Origin of the sequence: Parashewanella tropica, from assembly GCF_004358445.1 — a bacterium.
GTDB classification, from domain to species: domain Bacteria; phylum Pseudomonadota; class Gammaproteobacteria; order Enterobacterales; family Shewanellaceae; genus Parashewanella; species Parashewanella tropica.
In genome coordinates this window covers 976,046-996,482 of record NZ_CP037951.1, presented here as the reverse complement: position 1 = coordinate 996,482, position 20,437 = coordinate 976,046, and the positions used below count along the sequence as shown (strand labels likewise).

At 41.5% G+C, this 20,437-nt stretch carries 15 protein-coding genes; 8 read left to right on the top strand and 7 right to left on the bottom strand.

Going from position 1 to position 20,437, the window contains the following annotated elements; translation table 11 throughout:
• Positions 1-4 precede the first annotated feature (4 nt).
• From E2H97_RS04110 to E2H97_RS04090, 5 genes are all read left to right on the top strand, one after another.
• Complete coding sequence (locus E2H97_RS04110; protein WP_133405958.1) at positions 5-1,522, top strand: tripartite tricarboxylate transporter permease; 1,518 nt, start codon at positions 5-7, stop codon at positions 1,520-1,522.
• Between the two features lie 11 nt (positions 1,523-1,533).
• Positions 1,534-2,634, top strand: coding sequence for a lyase family protein (locus tag E2H97_RS04105; RefSeq protein ID WP_133405957.1), 1,101 nt, complete (start codon positions 1,534-1,536; stop codon positions 2,632-2,634).
• A 342-nt stretch (positions 2,635-2,976) separates the two neighbouring features.
• On the top strand, positions 2,977-4,311 hold the full coding sequence (locus E2H97_RS04100) for an SLC13 family permease (protein WP_133405956.1): 1,335 nt from the start codon (positions 2,977-2,979) through the stop codon (positions 4,309-4,311).
• An 89-nt stretch (positions 4,312-4,400) separates the two neighbouring features.
• Complete coding sequence (locus E2H97_RS04095) at positions 4,401-5,837, top strand: class-II fumarase/aspartase family protein (protein WP_133405955.1); 1,437 nt, start codon at positions 4,401-4,403, stop codon at positions 5,835-5,837.
• A gap of 414 nt (positions 5,838-6,251) precedes the next feature.
• Entirely contained in the window at positions 6,252-8,666 is a 2,415-nt protein-coding gene (locus E2H97_RS04090) for a Lon protease family protein (RefSeq protein ID WP_133405954.1), read from the top strand.
• A gap of 7 nt (positions 8,667-8,673) precedes the next feature.
• On the opposite strand, the gene E2H97_RS04085 is transcribed toward E2H97_RS04090, so the two are convergent.
• The 3 genes from E2H97_RS04085 to E2H97_RS04075 all read right to left on the bottom strand — a co-directional run bounded on the left by E2H97_RS04085 (position 8,674) and on the right by E2H97_RS04075 (position 9,729).
• The gene (locus tag E2H97_RS04085) at positions 8,674-8,985 is read right to left on the bottom strand and encodes a hypothetical protein (protein WP_133405953.1); all 312 of its coding nucleotides are present in this window, start codon (positions 8,983-8,985) and stop codon (positions 8,674-8,676) included.
• A 77-nt stretch (positions 8,986-9,062) separates the two neighbouring features.
• Positions 9,063-9,305, bottom strand: coding sequence for a TIGR02922 family protein (locus E2H97_RS04080; protein ID WP_133405952.1), 243 nt, complete (start codon positions 9,303-9,305; stop codon positions 9,063-9,065).
• 181 nt (positions 9,306-9,486) lie between these two features.
• Positions 9,487-9,729 carry a DUF2375 family protein gene (locus E2H97_RS04075; protein ID WP_133405951.1) on the bottom strand — a complete coding sequence of 81 codons (243 nt, stop codon included), beginning with the start codon at positions 9,727-9,729 and terminating at the stop codon, positions 9,487-9,489.
• Positions 9,730-9,863: 134 nt separating this feature from the next.
• On the opposite strand from E2H97_RS04075, the gene E2H97_RS04070 reads away from it, so the two are divergent.
• From E2H97_RS04070 to E2H97_RS04060, 3 genes are all read left to right on the top strand, one after another.
• A complete protein-coding gene (locus E2H97_RS04070) occupies positions 9,864-10,589 on the top strand; it encodes a YebC/PmpR family DNA-binding transcriptional regulator (RefSeq protein ID WP_133405950.1) in 726 nt (241 codons plus the stop codon).
• 165 nt (positions 10,590-10,754) lie between these two features.
• A complete protein-coding gene (locus E2H97_RS04065) occupies positions 10,755-11,267 on the top strand; it encodes a hypothetical protein (RefSeq protein WP_133405949.1) in 513 nt (170 codons plus the stop codon).
• The gene (locus E2H97_RS04060) at positions 11,219-12,013 is read left to right on the top strand and encodes a hypothetical protein (protein WP_133405948.1); all 795 of its coding nucleotides are present in this window, start codon (positions 11,219-11,221) and stop codon (positions 12,011-12,013) included. Before E2H97_RS04065 ends, E2H97_RS04060 begins: the two co-directional genes overlap by 49 nt.
• Positions 12,014-12,051: 38 nt before the next feature.
• Here E2H97_RS04060 and purL read toward each other — a convergent pair whose 3' ends face one another.
• From purL to guaA, 4 genes are all read right to left on the bottom strand, one after another.
• The gene (gene purL / locus E2H97_RS04055) at positions 12,052-15,933 is read right to left on the bottom strand and encodes a phosphoribosylformylglycinamidine synthase (RefSeq protein ID WP_133408566.1); all 3,882 of its coding nucleotides are present in this window, start codon (positions 15,931-15,933) and stop codon (positions 12,052-12,054) included.
• A 638-nt stretch (positions 15,934-16,571) separates the two neighbouring features.
• On the bottom strand, positions 16,572-17,102 hold the full coding sequence (tadA, locus tag E2H97_RS04050; RefSeq protein ID WP_133405947.1) for a tRNA adenosine(34) deaminase TadA: 531 nt from the start codon (positions 17,100-17,102) through the stop codon (positions 16,572-16,574).
• Positions 17,093-18,562: a hypothetical protein gene (locus tag E2H97_RS04045; RefSeq protein WP_133405946.1), complete on the bottom strand. Its 1,470-nt coding sequence runs from the start codon at positions 18,560-18,562 to the stop codon at positions 17,093-17,095. Before E2H97_RS04045 ends, tadA begins: the two co-directional genes overlap by 10 nt.
• Before the next feature lie 125 nt (positions 18,563-18,687).
• Positions 18,688-20,265: a glutamine-hydrolyzing GMP synthase gene (gene guaA / locus E2H97_RS04040; RefSeq protein WP_133405945.1), complete on the bottom strand. Its 1,578-nt coding sequence runs from the start codon at positions 20,263-20,265 to the stop codon at positions 18,688-18,690.
• Positions 20,266-20,437 lie beyond the last annotated feature (172 nt).

Sequence of the window (20,437 nt, the reverse complement as noted above, 5' to 3'; positions counted from 1 at the left end):
TAGCATGGAAATTTTAAATGTATTTCTTCAAACATTACAAGATGCAGAACTATTACTTTTGATCCTTGTAGCATCCATTTTTGGCATGCTAGTTGGTGCAATCCCTGGGTTAACGATCTCTGCCGCCATGGCGATAACCTTACCCCTGACTTACTATATCGATCCTCTTTTTGCCATTGCATTGTTGTACGTAATGGGTAAAGCAGGCAGATATGGTGGCTCTATTGCAGCTATTTTATTTAATACTCCGGGAACCACAGCTTCAACAATCACTCAGCTTGATGGCTATCCTTTAGCTCAAAAAGGACAAGCAGAAAAAGCACTAAAAGTGAGTGCATTGTCTTCTGTCGCAGGCGATTTGTTTGGTGATTTGGTTTTACTGCTTTGCATTGGATTTCTTACATCTGTCGCCCTAAGACTGGGACCTCCTGAGTTATTTTCCATCTACTTAACAACCTTTACAGTATTGGCATTGGTCGTTGATAAACATCCAATAAATTCAATAGTGTGTGTCACGCTTGGCATGCTGGTTTCAACGATTGGTCTTGATCCTATCTCAGGTCAAGAAAGACTGACTTTTGGTATAAATGAGCTCGCAAACGGAATCAACTTGATCCCACTAATGATAGGTATTTTTGTCATCTCAGAAGTGCTTATTCAAGTGGAAAGCGTAAACGTTCAAATTGCTGCGACAAAGAAGGCTAGACAGTTAGTTAACAGAAGAAATAATAGATTAACAAGAAAAGACATTAAACAATGCGCCATGCCTATTTGCTCTGGAAGCTTGATTGGTTCGATTATTGGCTTATTACCCGGTGTTGGCTCCGCCGTTGCCGCCTATCTTTCTTATTCTTTCTCTAAATCACGCTCATCTAAACCTCATTCATGGGGAAAAGGGCAACTTGCTGGCGTAGCCAGTGCTGAATCAGCCAATAATGCCGTTTCAGGTCCATCTATGATCCCACTTTTAACCCTTGGGATCCCCGGTTCAACTATGGGTACGGTACTGCTAAGCGCGTTACTCATCCACGGCTCAGATTTTGGTCCAGCTTTTTTAGTAAGCTCCCAAGACTTTTTTCTTCAAGTTTTCATTTGTGGGGTAATTGGCATTTTATGTTATGGCGCCATTGGCTACTTCATATCACCTTACATTGCTAAATTTACCGCGAGCACGCCAAAAGTCATTATCTACCCCGCCATTTTTATCACGTGCCTTGTTTCCGTTTACTCACTTTCAGGCTCAAGTTTTGATGTTCTTATTATGCTCCTTGCTGGAGTCAGTGGTTGGTTAATGAAAAAGGCACAGCTTTCTCCACCGATTTTTATTATTGCTTTCATCTTAACCAAAGGCGCTGAAGAAAGTTTCTTGCAAACCCAATTACTCTCAGAAAGTAGCATTGATGTCATCTTAGACCGCCCTATCGCTCTAAGTTTTATCGGCTTAAGTATTGTTATCGTCTTGATCCGATGTTTTATTTTTTTAACTCATCGTCGCTCTCATCATGAAACCGACTCGCTATAGGAATTAGTCTTATGCTTCATTGGCAAACTTATCATCACTTGTTTTTTGATGATCATATGAACTCAATTTGGGATGAAGATAGGACACTTCATTTATGGTTAGATATAGAGAAAACCATAGCTAAACATCAGGCGCAGTTGGGACTAATTTCAGCTGATACGGCATTGAAATTAAGCCAGCTTAAAGCTGAATATTTAGATCGCCAAGCCCTTCAGGAAGATATGAAACTGACAGGCAGACCCATACTTGGGCTCGTTAAACAATTGAAAAATGCACTCCCTAAAGCGCAGCAGTCACAAGTACATTTTGGGCTAACCACTCAAGACATAATGGATACTTGCACTGCAATTCAATTAAAACGCTCTCTTGAGCATATAAAGCAAACCATTCGTAAGCTGCTCACAACTATTGACCCCTTAGTCACATCTAGCTCATCTATTACCGCTATTGCTCGAACCAATGGTCAATACGCTATGCCAATGCAACTTTCACAAAAATTCACCTTATGGCAAGCGGAGTTGCAGCGGCGTTTAGAGTCAATCAATCATGTACAAAGCCATTTTTTATGGTTGCAATTAAGTGGCTCTGTGGGCGACTCTAATGCCTTTGGTGCTCATGGAAAGCAATTAAGAGACAATGTCGCAAGCGAGTTAGGCCTAAGCGTTATCGAACCACACTGGCAAAATGCACGGGATGGAATCGCTGAAATCATCAACTCAATTGGATTACTGTGTTCCACTTTAACCAAAATTGCACACAATATTAATTTGCTTTCATCTTCAGATATTGCTGAATTTCAAGAAGTTATCGAAAAAGGTAAAGGCGCATCGTCCTCTATGCCTCACAAGAGAAATCAACGTAACTCTGAAATGGCTGAGGCGATTTCTCGACTCGCAAGACAACACTGTGAGCAAATGAATGAACTAACGTTGCATCAACATCAGCGCCAAGGCGGTGTATGGATAAGTGAATGGTATTTAATACCGCAAATTTTCATGCTCACTTCAGGTGCTCTAAAGTGGATCAATAGCACATTTTGTGAACTTGAAATTAATCATCAGCAAGTGAAAAGTAACCTAAATAGATTTGATTTAGAAAAAGCTCAACGCTGAGACCTATTGAAAATGTTGGTCTGCAACCCTATGTATTCGCGCACAATTCAATCACACACTTTCTCTTAGTCTCAGAAAAAGCAATGGGACTAGGAGGTTATTTATTTCTTACTAACTTCTTAAAGCAACCCAATCATTGCGTTTTGCGCAACTACAACCTCATTCTTTGCACTTTTTAAAAGCATAAACAGCCATTAGAGTGATCGTTATCACTAAGGGTGGTTTTTAAATGTTCTTCATATCACATCACGATTCAGAACATATAAGCCATTGACTTGCTGCGTTAATTAAGAGGCTCAGGCTTCAAAGTAACGCAAACTATTACTAAAAGAAGCAATCCTTATGAGTAAAAATCACATCATAGTATTGAACGTCATCGGCTATATTTTGATGCTCAATACACTACCTTTCGACCCTATGTTAGTTAAAGGGTTGAGCTTATTCATCTTCATCGCAATTCTTTGGCTTACCGAAGCTGTTCCACTTAGCGTTACCGCATTATTGGTTCCTCTATGCGCTACAGTGACTGGGATCCTCCCGTTAAAACAAGCACTATCAAGTTTCGCAACTCCTATCATCTTCCTGTTTTTAGCAGGCTTCACTCTAGCAGCCGCACTTAAAAAGCAAGGCTTAGACGTCGTACTTGCTGATAAAGTGGTGCATCTTGCAAAAGGAAAACTGCTCAATGCAGTGCTGCTGTTATTTGGTTTAACTGCGTTTATGTCGATGTGGATGTCGAATACCGCAACGGTTGCAGTAATGACTCCATTAGCTTTAGGTTTGATCAAACAAAGTGCTGAAAAGCCATCGGCCAAAGTATATCTGTTCACCTTATTAGGTCTTGCTTATTCAGCCAGTATTGGTGGCATTGGAACTCTCGTCGGCAGTCCGCCTAATGCCATTGTCGCTCTTGAAATGAACTTGGATTTTACTGGTTGGTTGAAATATGGCATTCCAGCAATGTTGATCATGTTTCCAACCATTCTGACTGTGCTCTGGTTTAGCATCCGTCCCGATCTGAATCACACCTTCGAGTTCCAACAAAAAGAATTCGTGTTCACCAAAGAACGTATTCTGACTATCTCCATTTTCTTTATCACTATTCTGCTGTGGAGCTTTTCAAAGCCAATATCAAAATCACTTGGCGGCATAGCTAGCTTTGATGTTGTCGTAGCTCTATTTGCTATCGCCATGATTGGCGTCACTCGCCTTGTTGAGTGGAAAGACATCGAAAAAGAAGTCGAATGGGGTGTATTACTATTATTCGGTGGTGGTCTGGCGTTATCGGCAATATTAAAGCTTACCGGTGTAAGTGACTTTATCGCAACCGCGATCAGTAACTCTTTGTACGATACCTCTAGCTGGATTGTAATAGGATCAATTGCTATTTTCGTGGTGTTCTTAACGGAACTATCCAGTAATACCGCTAGCGCAGCAATTCTTGTTCCCATCTTCGTACCTGTAGCTGAGGCACTTGGCGTACCTGCCATCTTTATGGCTGCGACTATCGGTGTTGCTGCGTCATGTGCATTTATGCTGCCAGTTGCCACACCTCCAAACGCCATTGTCTATGCCACTGGGCATGTGCCTATACCTCAAATGGTTAAAAAAGGATTCGTTCTCAATATTCTGTGCGTGTTGTTGCTATTACTGATGGTTCATTTCATCTGGCTATAACACAAAAACCCCGCCCTTACGGTACAACTAAACAATAAGTAAGGGCGACTTTGACATCTCGCAATTAACTTGTAGCAAAGGAAGCAATTATGAAAAAAACAATTCTTTCTCTATGTTTAACCGCCAGTTTGTTTGCTGGTAACAGTACCACCACTCACGCAGAGACTATGGCTGAGCCTTACGCACCTAATGTGTCTGTTTTTGACTCTGTCATTTATCGCGACTTGTTTGGCACCAAAGAAATGCGCCAAGTATTTTCAGATGAGAACTTAATTAAAAACTGGTTGTTATACGAGCGCACGCTTGCCAACGCTCAAGCTAAATATGGCGTCATTCCAAAGAAAAATGCAGAAGCGATTGCCGAAGCGGCACAGTGGAAAAACATTGATTTAGACTTCCTTCGCAAAGGCACCAATAAAACGGGTCGTTCGATTTCAACCCTGACCAAAATCATTCGTAAGGCTGGCGGCAAAGAAGTCAGCAACTATTTGCATTGGGGCAGTACTACTCAAGATGTAATGGATACCGCCACCGTACTTCAAGTAAAGCAAGCCTTAGAGTTAATCGACAAGCAACTTGAGGATGTTATCGCGCTAACGGCTGATTTGGCTGAAAAACACAAACGTACATTAATGGTGGCTCGAACCAATGGTCAGCAAGCCACGCCAACGACGTTTGGCTTCCGTATTGCGACGTATATGGTCGAATTACATAACCACCGTAAACGTATTGCTGACTTGATGCCACGTGTCACCATAGGTCAATCAACGGGTGCGGTAGGAACGCTTGCTGCAACAGGACCGAAAGGGTTAAAAGTACAAGCTGAGGTGATGAAACAACTGGGTTTGAACACACCTTTGATGGCATGGAACGCAAGCCGTGATCACCTTGCTGAAGCAGTCGCAGTTACAGGCTTAATCCACGGTACCCTTGGTCGCCTAGCCACTGACATCAATAACTGGTCTCGCCTTGAAGTAGGTGAAGTGAAAGAAGGTGAAGGCGGCGCAAGTAGCACAATGCCACAAAAGAAAAACCCTCGTGCCTCTGAGTTTATGGGCGGTTTAGCGCAAATGGCTCGCCTTCGTATGTCTGGTGTACTTGAAATCACAGCTCACGCCGATACTCGTACAGGTTCACCTTGGATTGTTGAATGGTCTTTAATTCCTGAAATGTTCTTGATCACCTCTGCGTCGCTAAACCGTGCTGAACGTATGTTTGCCAAGCTTGAAGTTTTCCCTGAGCGTATGAGACGTAACCTTGATTTATCTGAAGGTTACTCAATGTCTGAGTCGGTTATGCAATATCTCGCCGTTAAAATTGGTCGCAATAAAGCTTATAAAGCCGTAAAAACTGCGATTAAAAAGGCGAAGCCAGGTCAAACCTTACGTGAAATCATTCTCGCAAACCCTGAGCTTAAAAAAGAGATTGGTAAAGATTTAGATAAAGTTTTAGATCCGAATAATTACTTAGGCGCAGCACCAGAAATGGTAGAGCGAGCTGTAAAGGCTGTACGTAAAGGCGTTTAACCCTATTTTAAAAACAAAAAGCAGCTAGGTAATAATGTACTTAGCTGCTTTTTATATTTAAAGAGCACTATTGAGAGTTGTGCTTACTCTGATATTGCTTATCAATATAAGTGGTCAATACCATGGCTAAAAAAACACCTACGTAAGTGGCTGAAATTATCCAAATAAAATATTCTTGCATAACACACTCCTTGTGATTAGCTTTTTATAATTAAGGAACAAGCCCTTTACTTAAGTTATAGCAAGACTCCTTGAATTTGCTTCAGTTTTGTGATGAAAATCATACTGTTCATATTCGGTAGATTTATACTAAGATAGTAATGATTACCTTATAAAATTCTTTCTCATACTTTGAGCTCAGGTTTAAGCTGTACCACTATTCAAAGAAAAACGCCTTAAACATCAGGACGGATTATGACTCAAACTGACGCGCTGCATTCTTCTTTTTATGCTCCTGTAAAAAAACTTTCTGCTACTCACGTTTATCGCTCATGCAAGCTCAAATCTCTAAAAACTAAAAACCAAACCACGGCAAAATTAGTCCCTATCAATGAAATTGTTGGACAAGAGCGCGCTCAACAAGCTGTTGAATTCGCGATGGGCATGGAAGAGAAAGGCTACAACATTTTTGCTATCGGTCAGAATGGCTTAGGTAAGCGAACCATGATGTTGCGTTACCTAAATCAGTTGAAGTCTCATAGAGAGTTATTTGATTGGTGCTACGTCAGTAATTTCGATGAACCTCGTAGCCCTAAAGTACTTAAGCTCGATATCGGACTCGCCAATGAATTTAAAGAGGACATAGAAAAGTTAGTATTACGTCTAGTCAAAGCCCTTCCCCTTTCCTTTGAAAATGAGATGTACTTCAAGCGATCAGATCAACTTAAAAAACAACTGGCTGATCAGCAAGATGAAGAGCTATCCAAAATCACCAAAGAAGCTGAAAAACAAAACATTCAATTAGTCGTTACTCCGCAAGGTGATTACCAGCTTATGGCACTAAACGGTAAAGAGCCTCATACCGAAGAGAGTTTTGAAAAACTGTCAAAAAAGAAAAAAGAAGCGATTGAAAAAAGCATCAGAGAGCTTGAAACTAAGCTCAGGCGAGCCGTTCGAACCTTTACCAAATGGGAAGAAGAATTCAGCGATAAACAGCAAGAACATAATGAGCAAACGGCGTTAGAAGTTATTTGCCACTTTATCCAACCTTTATTTGATAAATACAAATCTAATGAAGAGGTCAGTCAACATCTTGTTGCAATGCAAAAAGACATGGTCACTAACGTTGATTTGTTTATTGAGCAAAGTGAAGACCAACTTGGGCTCGCTTACGCTACCCTTGAAAAAAAGATGCCGCGTCGCTATCAAGTTAATGTTCTTGTTCAACAACAAAGCGAACACTTTCCCATAAAAGTCGAAGAAAGCCCAAGCTATCACAGCTTATTCGGCTATGTTGAAAATGCCACCTTTAAGGGTACGGTATTTACCGATTTTTCATTGATCAGGGCTGGCAGTCTTCATAAAGCCAATGGTGGTGTTTTGATGATCGACGCGATGAAAGTCCTAGAACGCCCTTATGTTTGGGATGGCTTAAAGCGAGCACTACGAGCACGAAAATTGGATTTAAGCTCATTGGAGCGTGAAGTCACACTATCCGGCACCATTTCCATCGAGCCCGAAGCGATTCCCCTTGATGTAAAAATCATCATGTTTGGTGACCATCAAACTTATAGCCTGCTGCAACACTACGACCCAGATTTTAAAGAGCTATTTCGAGTCACAGCTGATTTTGAAACTAGTATGCCGAGAACTGAAACCAGCGAGCAACAATACGCTAGGTTCATAGCCTCTATCATCCATGATAATGGCATGCTTCATTGTGATAAATCAGCCATTGAGCGCGTTATTGAATACAGCTCTCGTCGAGCTGATGACCAAAACAAATTGTCTTTATACTCTGCAGACATTGCCAATTTACTGCGTGAAACTAATTTTGTAGCCAAAAACTTAAATGCTAAAAAAATCAGTGCTGAACATGTGAAACAAGCCTTAGACAACCAAGAGCATAGAGTTTCCAAACTTCAAGACATGATGAAAGAAGATGTCGAGTCTGGGCGGACTTTATTACAAGTCTCTGGAGCAGCCATAGGGCAAATTAATGCCCTTACCGTTATATCAACAGGCGAGCATCGTTTTGGATTACCGAGTCGTATTACTGCTAATACAGCTTATGGTGAAGGTGAAGTGTTAGATGTTGAGCATAAAGTCAAACTGGGCGGGCAAATTCATACGAAAGGCGTATTAATTTTAACATCTTACTTAGCCTCAATACTCGGTAAAAGCGCAGAAATCCCCTTAACCACTTACCTTACCTTTGAACAGTCTTATGCAGGCGTTGACGGTGACAGTGCTTCACTTGCCGAATATTGTGCAGTGTTATCTGCCATTAGTGAGGTTCCACTAAGGCAAGATATTGCTATTACAGGCTCAATGGATCAATTTGGAGTCGCTCAGCCAATCGGTGGGGTTAATGAAAAAATCGAAGGCTTCTTTGATGTTTGTATGACCAAAGGATTCAGCGAACAACAAGGGGTGATCATCCCGCAAAGCAATGTGGATAACCTAATGCTTAGAGCCGATATTGTTGAAGCCGTCAAACGAAAACAATTTCATATCTGGGCAATCAGCCATGTAAGCCAAGCCATAAAACTACTAACAGGAAAAGGCGCTGGAGAGCCGAACAATAATGGCTTTACTAAAGGCTCAGTTTATGAAGCAGCCTATTATAAGTTATCGAAACTTAGAGAAAGTGAAGTCGAAAATTGTTAGTGTCTCATCATTTACCATTCAATATGGTAGAAAAATATTTACTTAAAGAGGTACTTTTATCAGATGTTCGTCCATTATTCTCAGTCACAGTATAACTTCCACCTGATTTAATTGTGACTTTGAATTTATGGATATCCGTTTTACCACTATGATCATTACGCACTCTAGCTTCAAAAAACTTGGTATCACTATGTCCGCCTTTGAGCTTAGCTTTAGCCACAAACCCCTTAAGTGACTCTAAATCTTTTGAAGATAGATCTGCAATTTGTCCCGATTTATATACTTGAACAAAAACAAGAGCTGAGCCGACTTTAGCCATAAATACAACCCTATGTAAATCAATGAGCTACTAGGCTAACAAATCAAGCTGACGGTAAACTGAATGAGCAATTTTATTTATTCATTAACTGCCTCAACAACCGAAATACGCTCACCCATCCCATTTAGTAAACGGCAATTGCCTTCCATCACAGCAATGATATTTTTACCTTTTCGAAATGTATTAGGCAATACGATACGGCTGTTTTCGCTGTATGGTAATTCGTGTAATACGGATGAATACAAAACAGCACCGGCAGGAGCTTCAAAATATAATACGGTGACAGTTTTTGTTTTGGGGAAGTTGTTGTTCAAATCCATGATAAGGAATTAAGCCAATCTAGTAGGTTAAAATTTTGTAGTGCTTATGTTTTGCTTGCATTATCAAAAAGTATTGGGCTAATTACAAGCAATTACAGTTTCTTTGTTCAGAATTAAACTCATCGTTTGTTTTAAATCAAAAACAATCAAATATGTGACGCACTTAACACAAAATCAGAGCTTAAAAATTGGAAACATAAGCAAATGGCTCTCTTTCTCCTGCGCCATTTAAAAAATCACAGGCACCATTAAAAACTGAAAGGATGTGTTTATTTTCTCTAAAATCATCAGGGAAAATAACCCTGCCTTTATCACTGACAGGCATCTCATGCATCACCAATTTATATACTTTATCACCGGAACGAGTATCAATATAAGTGACTGTAACCGTTGCCGTTTTAGGAATGATGTTACTTTGATCCATAAATTCCTCTAAGGTCAAATAAAGCTAACTCTTTAGTTATAGTTCAAATTGGTTGGCTCTCAACTATACACCTACAAATAAAAATTGAACCTGTTAGAATTGATGAACTTTTGATTTGAGATACAGAGACTAAGATGGGAAGAGCTTTCCAAAACCGCAAAGAGTCTATGGCCAAAACAGCAGGCATGAAAACTCGCTTATACTCACGTTACGGTAAAGAAATTTATATATGTGCCAAAAATGGTGGTGTTGAGCCTGACGGAAACATCGCGCTAAAACACCTAATCACTAGAGCCAAAAAAGACCAAGTTCCTGCTCACGTTATCGAAAAAGCGATAGATAAAGCCAAAGGTGGCGGCGGTGAAGATTACGAAGGCGCACGTTACGAAGGTTTTGGTCCGAATAACTGTATGCTAATCGTAGACTGCCTTACTGATAACGTTAAGCGTACTTATACTGAAGTTCGCCAAGCTTTCGTTAAAAACGATGCAAAATTAGGCGGCCCAGGTACTGTAGCACATATGTTTGATCACTCTGCCGTATTTGTATTTGAAGGCGATGATGATGAAGCTATCTTAGAAGCTCTAATGATGGCAGATGTGGATGTGACAGATGTAGAAGTAGAAGACGGCTTAACTAGCGTTTATGCCCCGCACACTGAATACAACAAAACTCGTACAGCACTGATTGATACTTTGGGTGACATTGAATTTAAAGTAGAAAACATCTCTTGGGTACCTCAAACCATGACTGAAATCAGCGATGCTGAGCAAATTGAACAATTCGATAAATTGGTTGCTGCGCTTGAAGATTGTGATGATGTTCAGAACGTTTATCACAACGCGGAAGTGGTTGAATAAAAGATTATTTAATTCTCAGTATCTAAAAGCAGCCAGCAAAGGCTGCTTTTTTATTCTCTATCGCTCTAAAGCTTCACCAACCTAATGATTAATAATCTTTAATCATTAAGTCATATAGCCTGTGATAATTTGTTGACAAATGCATCAGATAATCAAGGTATGAGAATGGCCGAACGGACACCACCTGTAGACCCTAGTTACGCTTATCAAGCCCCCTATAATCAATATTTACATCAAACACCAGGTCAGCAATGGGGCACCACACCTCAAGGAACCTCATCACCTTATCCACCAGCCCCCCATTACTGTTCAGGTGGATATCAGTATGGTGTAACCTCAGGCCTTTCCTCGCACTACAGTCAGCCACCAGAGGGAAACGGCTATTTTAATAATAGAAGTCATCATGAAACTGATAGCGCATGGGGTCACCAAAGGCATCATGATTATCAATGGAGTCCAACCTCACCTCATTTACCAGCAGCCACAAATGCCTATTCAGCCACTTCAAGCTATAGTGAAAGTGCTGCGAGTTCTATGAGTACGAATTCAGCAGCTCAAAGTGTGACGTCTATTCAGACTAAAATCCCCCCGATAAAAAAAGAAACTGAGCCCGAACTTATACATAGATTGTGTTTTCTACTAAAAAACAAATTAGCCCCCGTGATTGGTCATCGCTAGTAAATATGATGAGAGCATTTCCTGAAATACCAGAAGTGCTTTATGAGCCTCTTACAAAAGGGAAGCAGCCAACCATCACTGTTAAAGCAATTGTGGCACTGCTAATAGCATGGTTTGACAATGTAGAAGGGGATCAGCTTGATTCATTGGTTCTATGCATAGCTCCTGTTAACCAAAGCCTTTCTAAAAAAGTATCTGAGGGTCAAAGTGTAACCGATGACGTTTCATTAACTGAATATCAAACTTTGATTTCGGAACTTCCACAGATTGCACCTACTCACAAGGCAGCACTTCTATCTCAGTTGAAAAGAATACTATCAGATAGATTAAAAAAAGATGATATGGATTGCCTTCTGGTTCTCGCATGGTCAAAAAACATGACGAGTAACGCTTCTTTACTCAGTCTTTTGGGTGAGGATAATTTAAGTTATCAAACTGGCCAATTTGTCGATATGTGGTTTGAGCAACAGTCACAAGCAGGTTCAGATAACCCCAATGAGATTTTAGCAAGCTTAAGGGAAGCCTTATATTTCCATGTCCGTAGAGCTGATATAGCGAAGAGTCTGCCTAATCCTGCAGCAGTTACCTTATCAGTTGCAGTTCCCTCTTCATCACCACAAAGTTTGGCATCAACAACTTCCAATAATGATGATAACTCGACCATGCCCTCTTTTTCAGATAATAGCGAAAATTCTAGCGTTTCAGCTGAAACCGATGGACCAAAAAGTAAAAAACCAATGAGCTAACAACTCATTGGTTTTTTTATATTAAAAAGAGTTCAGAATTAACCTAACTTTACTCGCGCATTTCTAAACATACGCATCCATGGGCTATCTTCACCCCACTCGTCTGGGTGCCACGAGTTTGCTGCCGTTCTGAACACACGCTCAGGATGTGGCATCATAATGGTTACTCTTCCATCCGTTGTGGTTAAGCCCGTGATACCGTTTGGCGAACCATTCGGATTTTGAGGATACTGAGTCGCTACTTGTCCATGACCGTTCACATAACGAAGCGCAACGGTTCCTGTTGCTTCAGCATTTGCGAGTGCATCGGCATTAGCAAATTCCGCCAAGCCTTCACCGTGAGATACCGCTATCGGCATTCTTGAGCCTTTCATACCTTCAAAGAACAACGATGGGCTTTCTTGAACTTCGACCAAGCTGAAACGCGCTTCAAAGCGTTCTGATTTATTACGTACAAAGTGTGGCCAATGTTCACTACCCGGAATGATTTCTTTCAGATTAGATAACATCTGACAACCGTTACATACGCCCAATGCGAAGCTGCTTTCACGCGCAAAAAAAGCACTGAATTCATCACGAGCACGGCTATTAAACAGAATTGACTTCGCCCAACCTTCGCCTGCGCCCAGTACGTCACCATATGAGAAGCCACCACATGCTACAAGACCTTGGAATTCTTCTAAGCTAATGCGACCAGAAAGGATATCAGACATATGAACATCACGGCTCTCAAAGCCTGCACGATCGAATGCTGCCGCCATTTCGATGTGTGAGTTTACCCCTTGCTCACGCAAAATTGCCATCTTAGGGGCGTTACCTTTCAGAATATAAGGCGCAGCGATGTCTTCTTGAGTGTCAAAGCTTAAATCAACAGTTAAACCCGGCTCATCGGCTTGAAGTTTTAAATCAAACTCTTGTTTTGCACACTCAGGGTTATCACGTAGCGATTGCATGCGGTATGTAGTTTCTGACCACAATTGACGTAATGCAACACGGCTTTCAGAGTAAATTTCAGCACCATCAGCTTTAATGGTTACTCGGTCACCTTGCGATAACTCACCAATTACATGACAAGCCACACCACCAGCATTGTATTGAGCAGCAATTACAGCGGCTTTATCCGCTGGCACTTGAATCACCGCACCTAACTCTTCATTAAACAAACGCTCAAGATGAGTACCTGTAAGCGCAGATAAGTCGATGTCTAAGCCAGTATTACCCGCAAATGCCATTTCCACTAAGGTCGTGAATACACCACCGTCACTGCGATCGTGGTAAGCAATCACGTCTTTATCGGCAACCAACTTTTGTGTCGTTTCAAAGAAATGACGCAGCAAGGCAGGGTTAGACAAATCAGGCGCTTTATCACCTAGCTCACTATAGACTTGAGCTAAGCAAGAACCACCTAAGCGATTATTGCCTTCACTTAAATCAATGAGTAGTAACTTAGTGTCGCCTTTGTCAGTACGGAGTTCTGGCGTTACGGTATTACGAATATCTCGCACCACACCAAAGGCTGAAATAACGAGAGACATTGGCGCCGTTACCGCTTTATCTTCACCATTGTCTTGCCATGCAGTTTTCATCGACATGGAGTCTTTACCAACAGGAATGGTTAACTCAAGCTCAGGACACAACTCTTCGCCTACGGCTTTCACCGCTTCATACAGACCAGCATCTTCACCTGGGTGACCAGCAGCAGACATCCAGTTTGCAGATAGCTTAATGCGCTTCATTGAGCCAATATCCGCACCTGCGATATTCATAATCGATTCTGCTACCGCCATACGTGCGGAAGCACCAAAATCAAGAAGTGCCAATGGCGTTCGCTCACCCATAGACATCGCTTCCCCTGTGTAGCTATCAAAGCTTGAAGCTGTTACAGCGCAATCTGCTACCGGTACCTGCCAAGGCCCCACCATTTGGTCACGGTTTACTAGACCTGTAACGGTTCTATCACCAATGGTGATCAGGAAGGTTTTATCAGCAACCGTTGGCAGCGAAAGCACACGCTTAACCGCATCTGCAACATCAATCTTACTTTGGTCTAGTGCTGGGCTTTGTGCCAATTTAGATACGACATCACGACTCATTTTGGGTGCCTTACCAAGAAGCACTTCTAACGGTAAATCGATAGGCTGATTATCAAAATGTGGATCGTCTAATACTAGTTCTTGCTTAACCGTTGCTTCACCTACAACGGCGAATGGAGCACGTTCGCGCTCACAAATTTTGGTGAACGTTTCAAGGTTTTCAGGCGCTACAGACATAACGTAACGCTCTTGCGATTCATTACACCAAATCTCAAGTGGACTCATGCCACGTTCATCGGATAACACGTCACGAAGATTAAAGCGTCCACCACGACCACCATCACTTACAAGCTCAGGCAAAGCATTAGATAGACCACCAGCGCCTACGTCATGGATAAATTGAATTGGGTTTTCATCCCCCATTTGCCAGCAACGGTCGATAACCTCTTGGCAACGGCGCTCCATTTCTGGGTTTTCACGCTGTACTGAAGCAAAATCTAAATCTTCTGATGATTGACCCGATGCCATTGACGATGCTGCACCGCCACCAAGACCAATGTTCATCGCAGGACCACCAAGAACGATAAGCTTAGCGCCTTCGGTGATTTCGCCTTTTTGAACGTGATCTTCGCGAATATTACCTAGACCACCCGCCAACATAATTGGCTTGTGATAACCACGAACCTCAACACCGTTGTGGCTTGAAACTTGTTGCTCATAGGTACGGAAGTAACCTAATAGCGCAGGACGACCAAACTCGTTGTTGAATGCTGCGCCACCGAGTGGGCCTTCGGTCATAATGTCTAAAGCGCTAACAATGCGATTCGGCTTACCATAATCCCCTTCCCAAGGTTGAACAAAGTTAGGGATGTTAAGGTTAGAAACACTGAAGCCCGTTAAACCCGCTTTAGGTTTAGAGCCACGACCCGTTGCGCCTTCATCACGAATTTCACCGCCTGAGCCTGTTGCAGCCCCCGGATACGGACTGATTGCCGTAGGGTGATTGTGAGTTTCAACCTTCATCAGCACATGCATTGGCTCAGTATGATAGTTATAGGTACCGTCTTGATTTGGGAAGAATCGACCTGCAACTGAGCCTTCCATCACAGCGGCGTTATCTTTGTAAGCCGATAAAACGTGATCAGGTGTCGTTTCAAAGGTGTTTTTAATCATCTTGAACAATGATTTTGGCTGCTTTTCACCATCAATTGTCCAATCGGCATTAAAGATTTTATGACGGCAATGCTCAGAGTTCGCTTGAGCAAACATCATCAACTCGATGTCATTTGGGTTACGACCTAGTTGAGTGAAATTCTCAACCAAGTAATCAATTTCATCTTCCGCAAGTGCTAAGCCCATAGATTGGTTTGCTTGCTCAAGAGCAGTGCGACCTTCCTCTAAAATGTTTACGCTAGTAAACGGCTTAGGTTCGGTTTGCACAAACAACACGCTCGCTGATTCGATATCGGTAAATACCGCTTCAACCATTCGATCATGCAATAATCCTGAAAGCACGTTCTGCTGCTCAGAAGTTAACGCATCACTTTCAACGTAATACGCAATACCGCGTTCTAAACGGTTCACTTTGCTTAAATCACAGTTGTGGGCAATATCGGTTGCTTTTGAAGACCAAGGAGAAATGGTGCCAGGGCGAGGAGTAACGAAGAAAAGTTGACCTTGTGGCTGATGCACTTCCAACTTAGGACCGTACGTAAGCAGTTTTTCTAATTGTTGTTGCTCAGTGGTTTCGAGTGGGGCGCTAGTATCAGCGAGGTGGATAAATTCGGCGTATATATTTTGCACCGGAAGGGATTGGCTGCGACATGCTTGCAGCAATTTTTGCACGTTAAAATCCGAAAGTGCTGGGGCTCCGCGGATGATCTCCATCACGTCTGTTCACCTTATGTTTATGTTGGGGTACAGGGTGTAGTGAGTTGTTAATTTTTCAGGCACACAATCAGCCGAAAAATCAGCAAACATCACCTTTATTTTTGCGCGCTATTATAGATAATTCGATGAGTGAATTCATCCTACCCACTCTAAGATCATAGGGTTTACCGCATGTTTCTACGACCTATTTTCAAAAAACTGTTTTTTATACCATTCGTATCAATTAATTGTGCCTTAGATTGAGCTTTAGCTTTGCAACTACCGCGTTGTAATTCCTCACCATAGCTACGGCTATGATTCGTCATTGCGCCTTATATTTCCTGTGCTAAAGCTCCTCTATAAACACAATTAATTAATGTGAATGGTATTTTCTGATTAATAATCTGCTACTTGTTTGATCCAATCTTGAAAAAGTCGTTATCCAGTCTTATTTCTGTAACATTACTTACCTAGATTACGCTATAGTCTGTACAAGGAGCTGTACCTTCCGAGACAGAAAAATAAACAGTTTCTAATTACAAAGGAGTAAATCATGAGAAGAAAAATAGTGAATACAGCAAACAGACGTCGCATGCACCTTAAGCAACGTCACATGCAAGTGATCAAACGACAAAAGTTATTCTTTAACTTTCTCACTACTGAGGATTAATTTTTTCAGCAGCCTGCTCTCGTTTTAAGCGTTTTAGTTCTTTGATTTCTTGTCGGCGTTTTTTGAAAAACTGACTCAGTTGATGGCTGCATTCTTGCTCTAAAATTCCAGAGCTAAGATCGACAATATGATTCGCTGACGGATGATGCAGCACATTACACGCACTACCCGCCGCACCTGTTTTTTCATCTTTTGCACCAAACACGACGCGTCCCACTCTGGCATGAATAATTGCCCCAGCACACATGCTGCAAGGCTCTAGAGTGACATACAAAGTAGTATCAATAAGCCGATAGTTTTCTAGCGCTTTTCCAGCCTCTCTTAGACAACGAATTTCAGCATGACCACAAGGATCATGAGCCGCAATACTCAAGTTATAAGCAGAGGCGATTTCTTTGTCATCTATCACCAGCACAGCGCCAACAGGCACTTCACCTTTAGCTTCAGCTTGCTCTGCAAGCTCCATTGCGCGTTGCATCCATTTTTCGTCTGTTTGGATTGATGTTATTAATGCCATAATCGGGTTAAATTAAGTGATTTTTCAAACTGCTCAATTTCATGTAGCGAAATACATGGATGCAAGCTTACTTTTATTTTTTGTTTTAGAAATTTAATCACTGAGATTACATAAAGAATATTTTCCCTAATGTTACCATTACGAGCTTTGATCGAATTCTTACACGCCAATTTTAATTTTTCTACATGATCCCGACTAATATATCTTTCTCTATTAGTAAACCAAACTTCAAATGCCCATCTAGCGTATCCGGGTAACCCACAATTTGCACAAAAGCTAATAAAAGCATCAACACAACGTAAAGCACCTTGTGTTGGTATTATAACTTCCAAATTCATGATCATAAATCGCTGAACTTTATCAATCTTCCCTAAGTTGTAGTAAGACTGAAATAATTCTAGATACATTTCCGGTGTAGCTTGTATATGCCAATAATTCAGTTTTTCGGATATCAAAAGCTCTATTTTATCTGCTCTTTTCAGGAGACGACAACATTTCAGAAAATCAATGATACAAGTAACAGTTGGTTTTTGTTTATAAACCAGCTCAATTTGATTAAAGAGCATATCTTCAGCTAAGGGGAATCGACCATATTCACAACATAATCGAATATAACACTCGAAAACTTCACATGGGATTGGCTTTAGTATCACCATGAGAGGACAAGAAAGTACCTTATTGCACTCCTTAAATACTTGTTCTACTTTTTCAACTTGCGCAGAATAGCCACCATTATAAGTTTCGCTAACATGCTGTAAACAAGCTGTAAAGAAGAGCTTTAAAATACCTTTCGCTTCCTGTTCATCGCCTCCCTTCAAAATGTGAACAACCCTCTCCCCCCATTGTTCAAGCTTTTCATTCAAAAAATAGGACACGTCGCCATTAGTAAAAACGTCTCCTTTTTTTCTACTCATAGTACATTTTGAGTCATCGTGCTTTGGTATCTCATTGTTTGTTGGAACTGAGTTTACTAATGGAATGAGATCAGGTAAGTGTGTTGTATTTGGTTGTTGCACTGGTTCACTAATGCAAGGCCGACAAAGATTGCCCTCTGGCGTTTTGGATAATTGAATCAAGCGGAAGGCTTTTGCTTTACTCCAAGGCATACATTCTAGCGCGACATCAGGCTTTGCTTCTCTGTCACTACCATCAGAGCCACTTTTATAAGAATCATCATCCGAAAACTCATCATCAAGACTATGCTGATCTGGATCTGGTATTTGGGGAGGAATACTTTGTGAACACTGAACAAACTGATAGTCCGCGCTTTGAGGTGATGCACCACTACCATGAGCTTTAAAATATTCAGATGTTGGTACTAACACTTCATTATTACCTTGGGGAGTATAAAGCCAATCATGAGTATAATTAAGTGTCAATGCATCAAGAGGAGACAGTTGATAACTAGGGTCAAACCAGCTTTGCTCTCCTCCTAAAGAAAAAACTGGCCTACCAGCCATTGCGTACCTTGAACTTGAAATAAACAAAGTGATATTTTACAAATATATCACTTTGTTTTTACTACAAATGTGACTTTATTCAGCAGTTGTTAAGCTAAATAATAGCCAATAATCGGCATTAATAATTATTCCCACTCAATAGTAGCTGGTGGCTTACCTGAAATATCATAAACCACGCGCGAAATACCATCGATTTCGTTAATGATGCGATTCGATACTCGACCTAAGAAGTCATACGGTAAGTGTGCCCAATGCGCCGTCATAAAGTCGATGGTTTCAACGGCACGAAGTGATACAACCCAATCGTATTTACGACCATCACCCATTACGCCCACTGAACGAACAGGCAAGAACACAGTAAAAGCTTGACTGACTTTGTTATACAAATCAGCGGCATGCAACTCTTCAATAAAGATAGCATCAGCACGACGTAGCAAATCGCAGTATTCTTTTTTGATTTCACCAAGCACACGTACACCAAGACCCGGACCAGGGAATGGATGACGATAAAGCATGTTATATGGCAAGCCTAACTCAAGACCGATCTTACGAACTTCGTCTTTAAACAGCTCACGTAATGGCTCAACTAAACCAAGCTCCATATCGTCAGGCAACCCACCTACGTTATGGTGAGACTTGATCACATGCGCTTTACCCGTTTTACTTCCCGCAGATTCAATCACATCAGGATAGATGGTGCCTTGTGCTAACCATTTAGCGTTCACACACTTTTTAGATTCTTCATCGAAGATCTCAACAAAGACGTGACCAATGATCTTACGCTTGGTTTCTGGATCAGCTTCACCTTTTAAGGCTTCAAGGAAACGGTTTTCAGCATCGACATGCACGATGTTTAAACCAAAGTGATCGCCAAACATTTCCATTACTTGCTTGGCTTCATTCAAACGCAGTAAGCCATTATCAACGAACACACACGTCAGCTTATCGCCAATAGCACGGTGAAGCAGCATAGCCACAACCGATGAATCAACACCACCTGAAAGACCTAAAATAACTTCATCATCGCCCACTTGCTCTTTAATACGAGCAACCGCATCTTCGATGATGTTTGCTGGTTTCCAGTTGGCATCACACTGACAAATATCTAATACGAAGTTAGATAAAATACGTAGACCTTGACGAGTATGAGTTACTTCAGGGTGAAACTGAACACCATAAAAGCGCTTGTCTTCATTCGACATGATGGCGTATGGACATGTTTCAGTTTGCGCTACAGCTTTAAAGTCATCAGGGATTTCTGAAACCTTATCACCGTGGCTCATCCACACATCAAGAAGCGGCTTGCCATGCTCAGATACAGCATCTTCAATGTCTTTGAACAAGGCTGATTCTGAGATCATTTCAACTTGGGCGTAACCAAACTCACCTTCGCCAACACCTTGGATAACTTTACCACCCAATTGCTCTGACATAGTTTGCATGCCATAGCAGATACCCAACACAGGAACACCAGCGTTAAATACGTATTCAGGAGCGCGAGGAGAGTTTTCAGCCGTTACACTTTCAGGGCCACCCGCAAGGATAATACCGTTAGGCGCAAATTCACGAATGTCTTGTTCAGAAACATCCCACGCCCATAATTCACAATAAACACCGATTTCACGGATACGACGGGCAATAAGCTGAGTATATTGAGAGCCGAAGTCTAAGATCAGGATCTTATGCTCATGGATATCGTTCATGTTTGACCTTTAGTATGATAAATCACTCCCATTCGGAAGTAATTATGATTCTTTATTTTCTGATAATTATGATGTTCATTTTAGATAAAAGCGTCGACTTATAAGGGGCGACTTTGCCATAAGACAACCGTCCGTGACAGGAAGTCACGGTCGTCAGCACAAGGACGTGCGC

Coding starts and splice junctions, on each gene's coding strand:
- guaA (WP_133405945.1), bottom strand. CDS start 20,265: ATGAACGATATCCATGAGCATAAGATCCTGATCTTAGACTTCGGCTCT.
- E2H97_RS04080 (WP_133405952.1), bottom strand. CDS start 9,305: ATGGATTTGAACAACAACTTCCCCAAAACAAAAACTGTCACCGTATTA.
- E2H97_RS04070 (WP_133405950.1), top strand. CDS start 9,864: ATGGGAAGAGCTTTCCAAAACCGCAAAGAGTCTATGGCCAAAACAGCA.
- purL (WP_133408566.1), bottom strand. CDS start 15,933: ATGGAGATCATCCGCGGAGCCCCAGCACTTTCGGATTTTAACGTGCAA.
- E2H97_RS04065 (WP_133405949.1), top strand. CDS start 10,755: ATGGCCGAACGGACACCACCTGTAGACCCTAGTTACGCTTATCAAGCC.
- E2H97_RS04075 (WP_133405951.1), bottom strand. CDS start 9,729: ATGGATCAAAGTAACATCATTCCTAAAACGGCAACGGTTACAGTCACT.
- E2H97_RS04100 (WP_133405956.1), top strand. CDS start 2,977: ATGAGTAAAAATCACATCATAGTATTGAACGTCATCGGCTATATTTTG.
- E2H97_RS04085 (WP_133405953.1), bottom strand. CDS start 8,985: ATGGCTAAAGTCGGCTCAGCTCTTGTTTTTGTTCAAGTATATAAATCG.
- E2H97_RS04095 (WP_133405955.1), top strand. CDS start 4,401: ATGAAAAAAACAATTCTTTCTCTATGTTTAACCGCCAGTTTGTTTGCT.
- tadA (WP_133405947.1), bottom strand. CDS start 17,102: ATGGCATTAATAACATCAATCCAAACAGACGAAAAATGGATGCAACGC.
- E2H97_RS04110 (WP_133405958.1), top strand. CDS start 5: ATGGAAATTTTAAATGTATTTCTTCAAACATTACAAGATGCAGAACTA.
- E2H97_RS04105 (WP_133405957.1), top strand. CDS start 1,534: ATGCTTCATTGGCAAACTTATCATCACTTGTTTTTTGATGATCATATG.
- E2H97_RS04045 (WP_133405946.1), bottom strand. CDS start 18,562: ATGGCTGGTAGGCCAGTTTTTTCTTTAGGAGGAGAGCAAAGCTGGTTT.
- E2H97_RS04090 (WP_133405954.1), top strand. CDS start 6,252: ATGACTCAAACTGACGCGCTGCATTCTTCTTTTTATGCTCCTGTAAAA.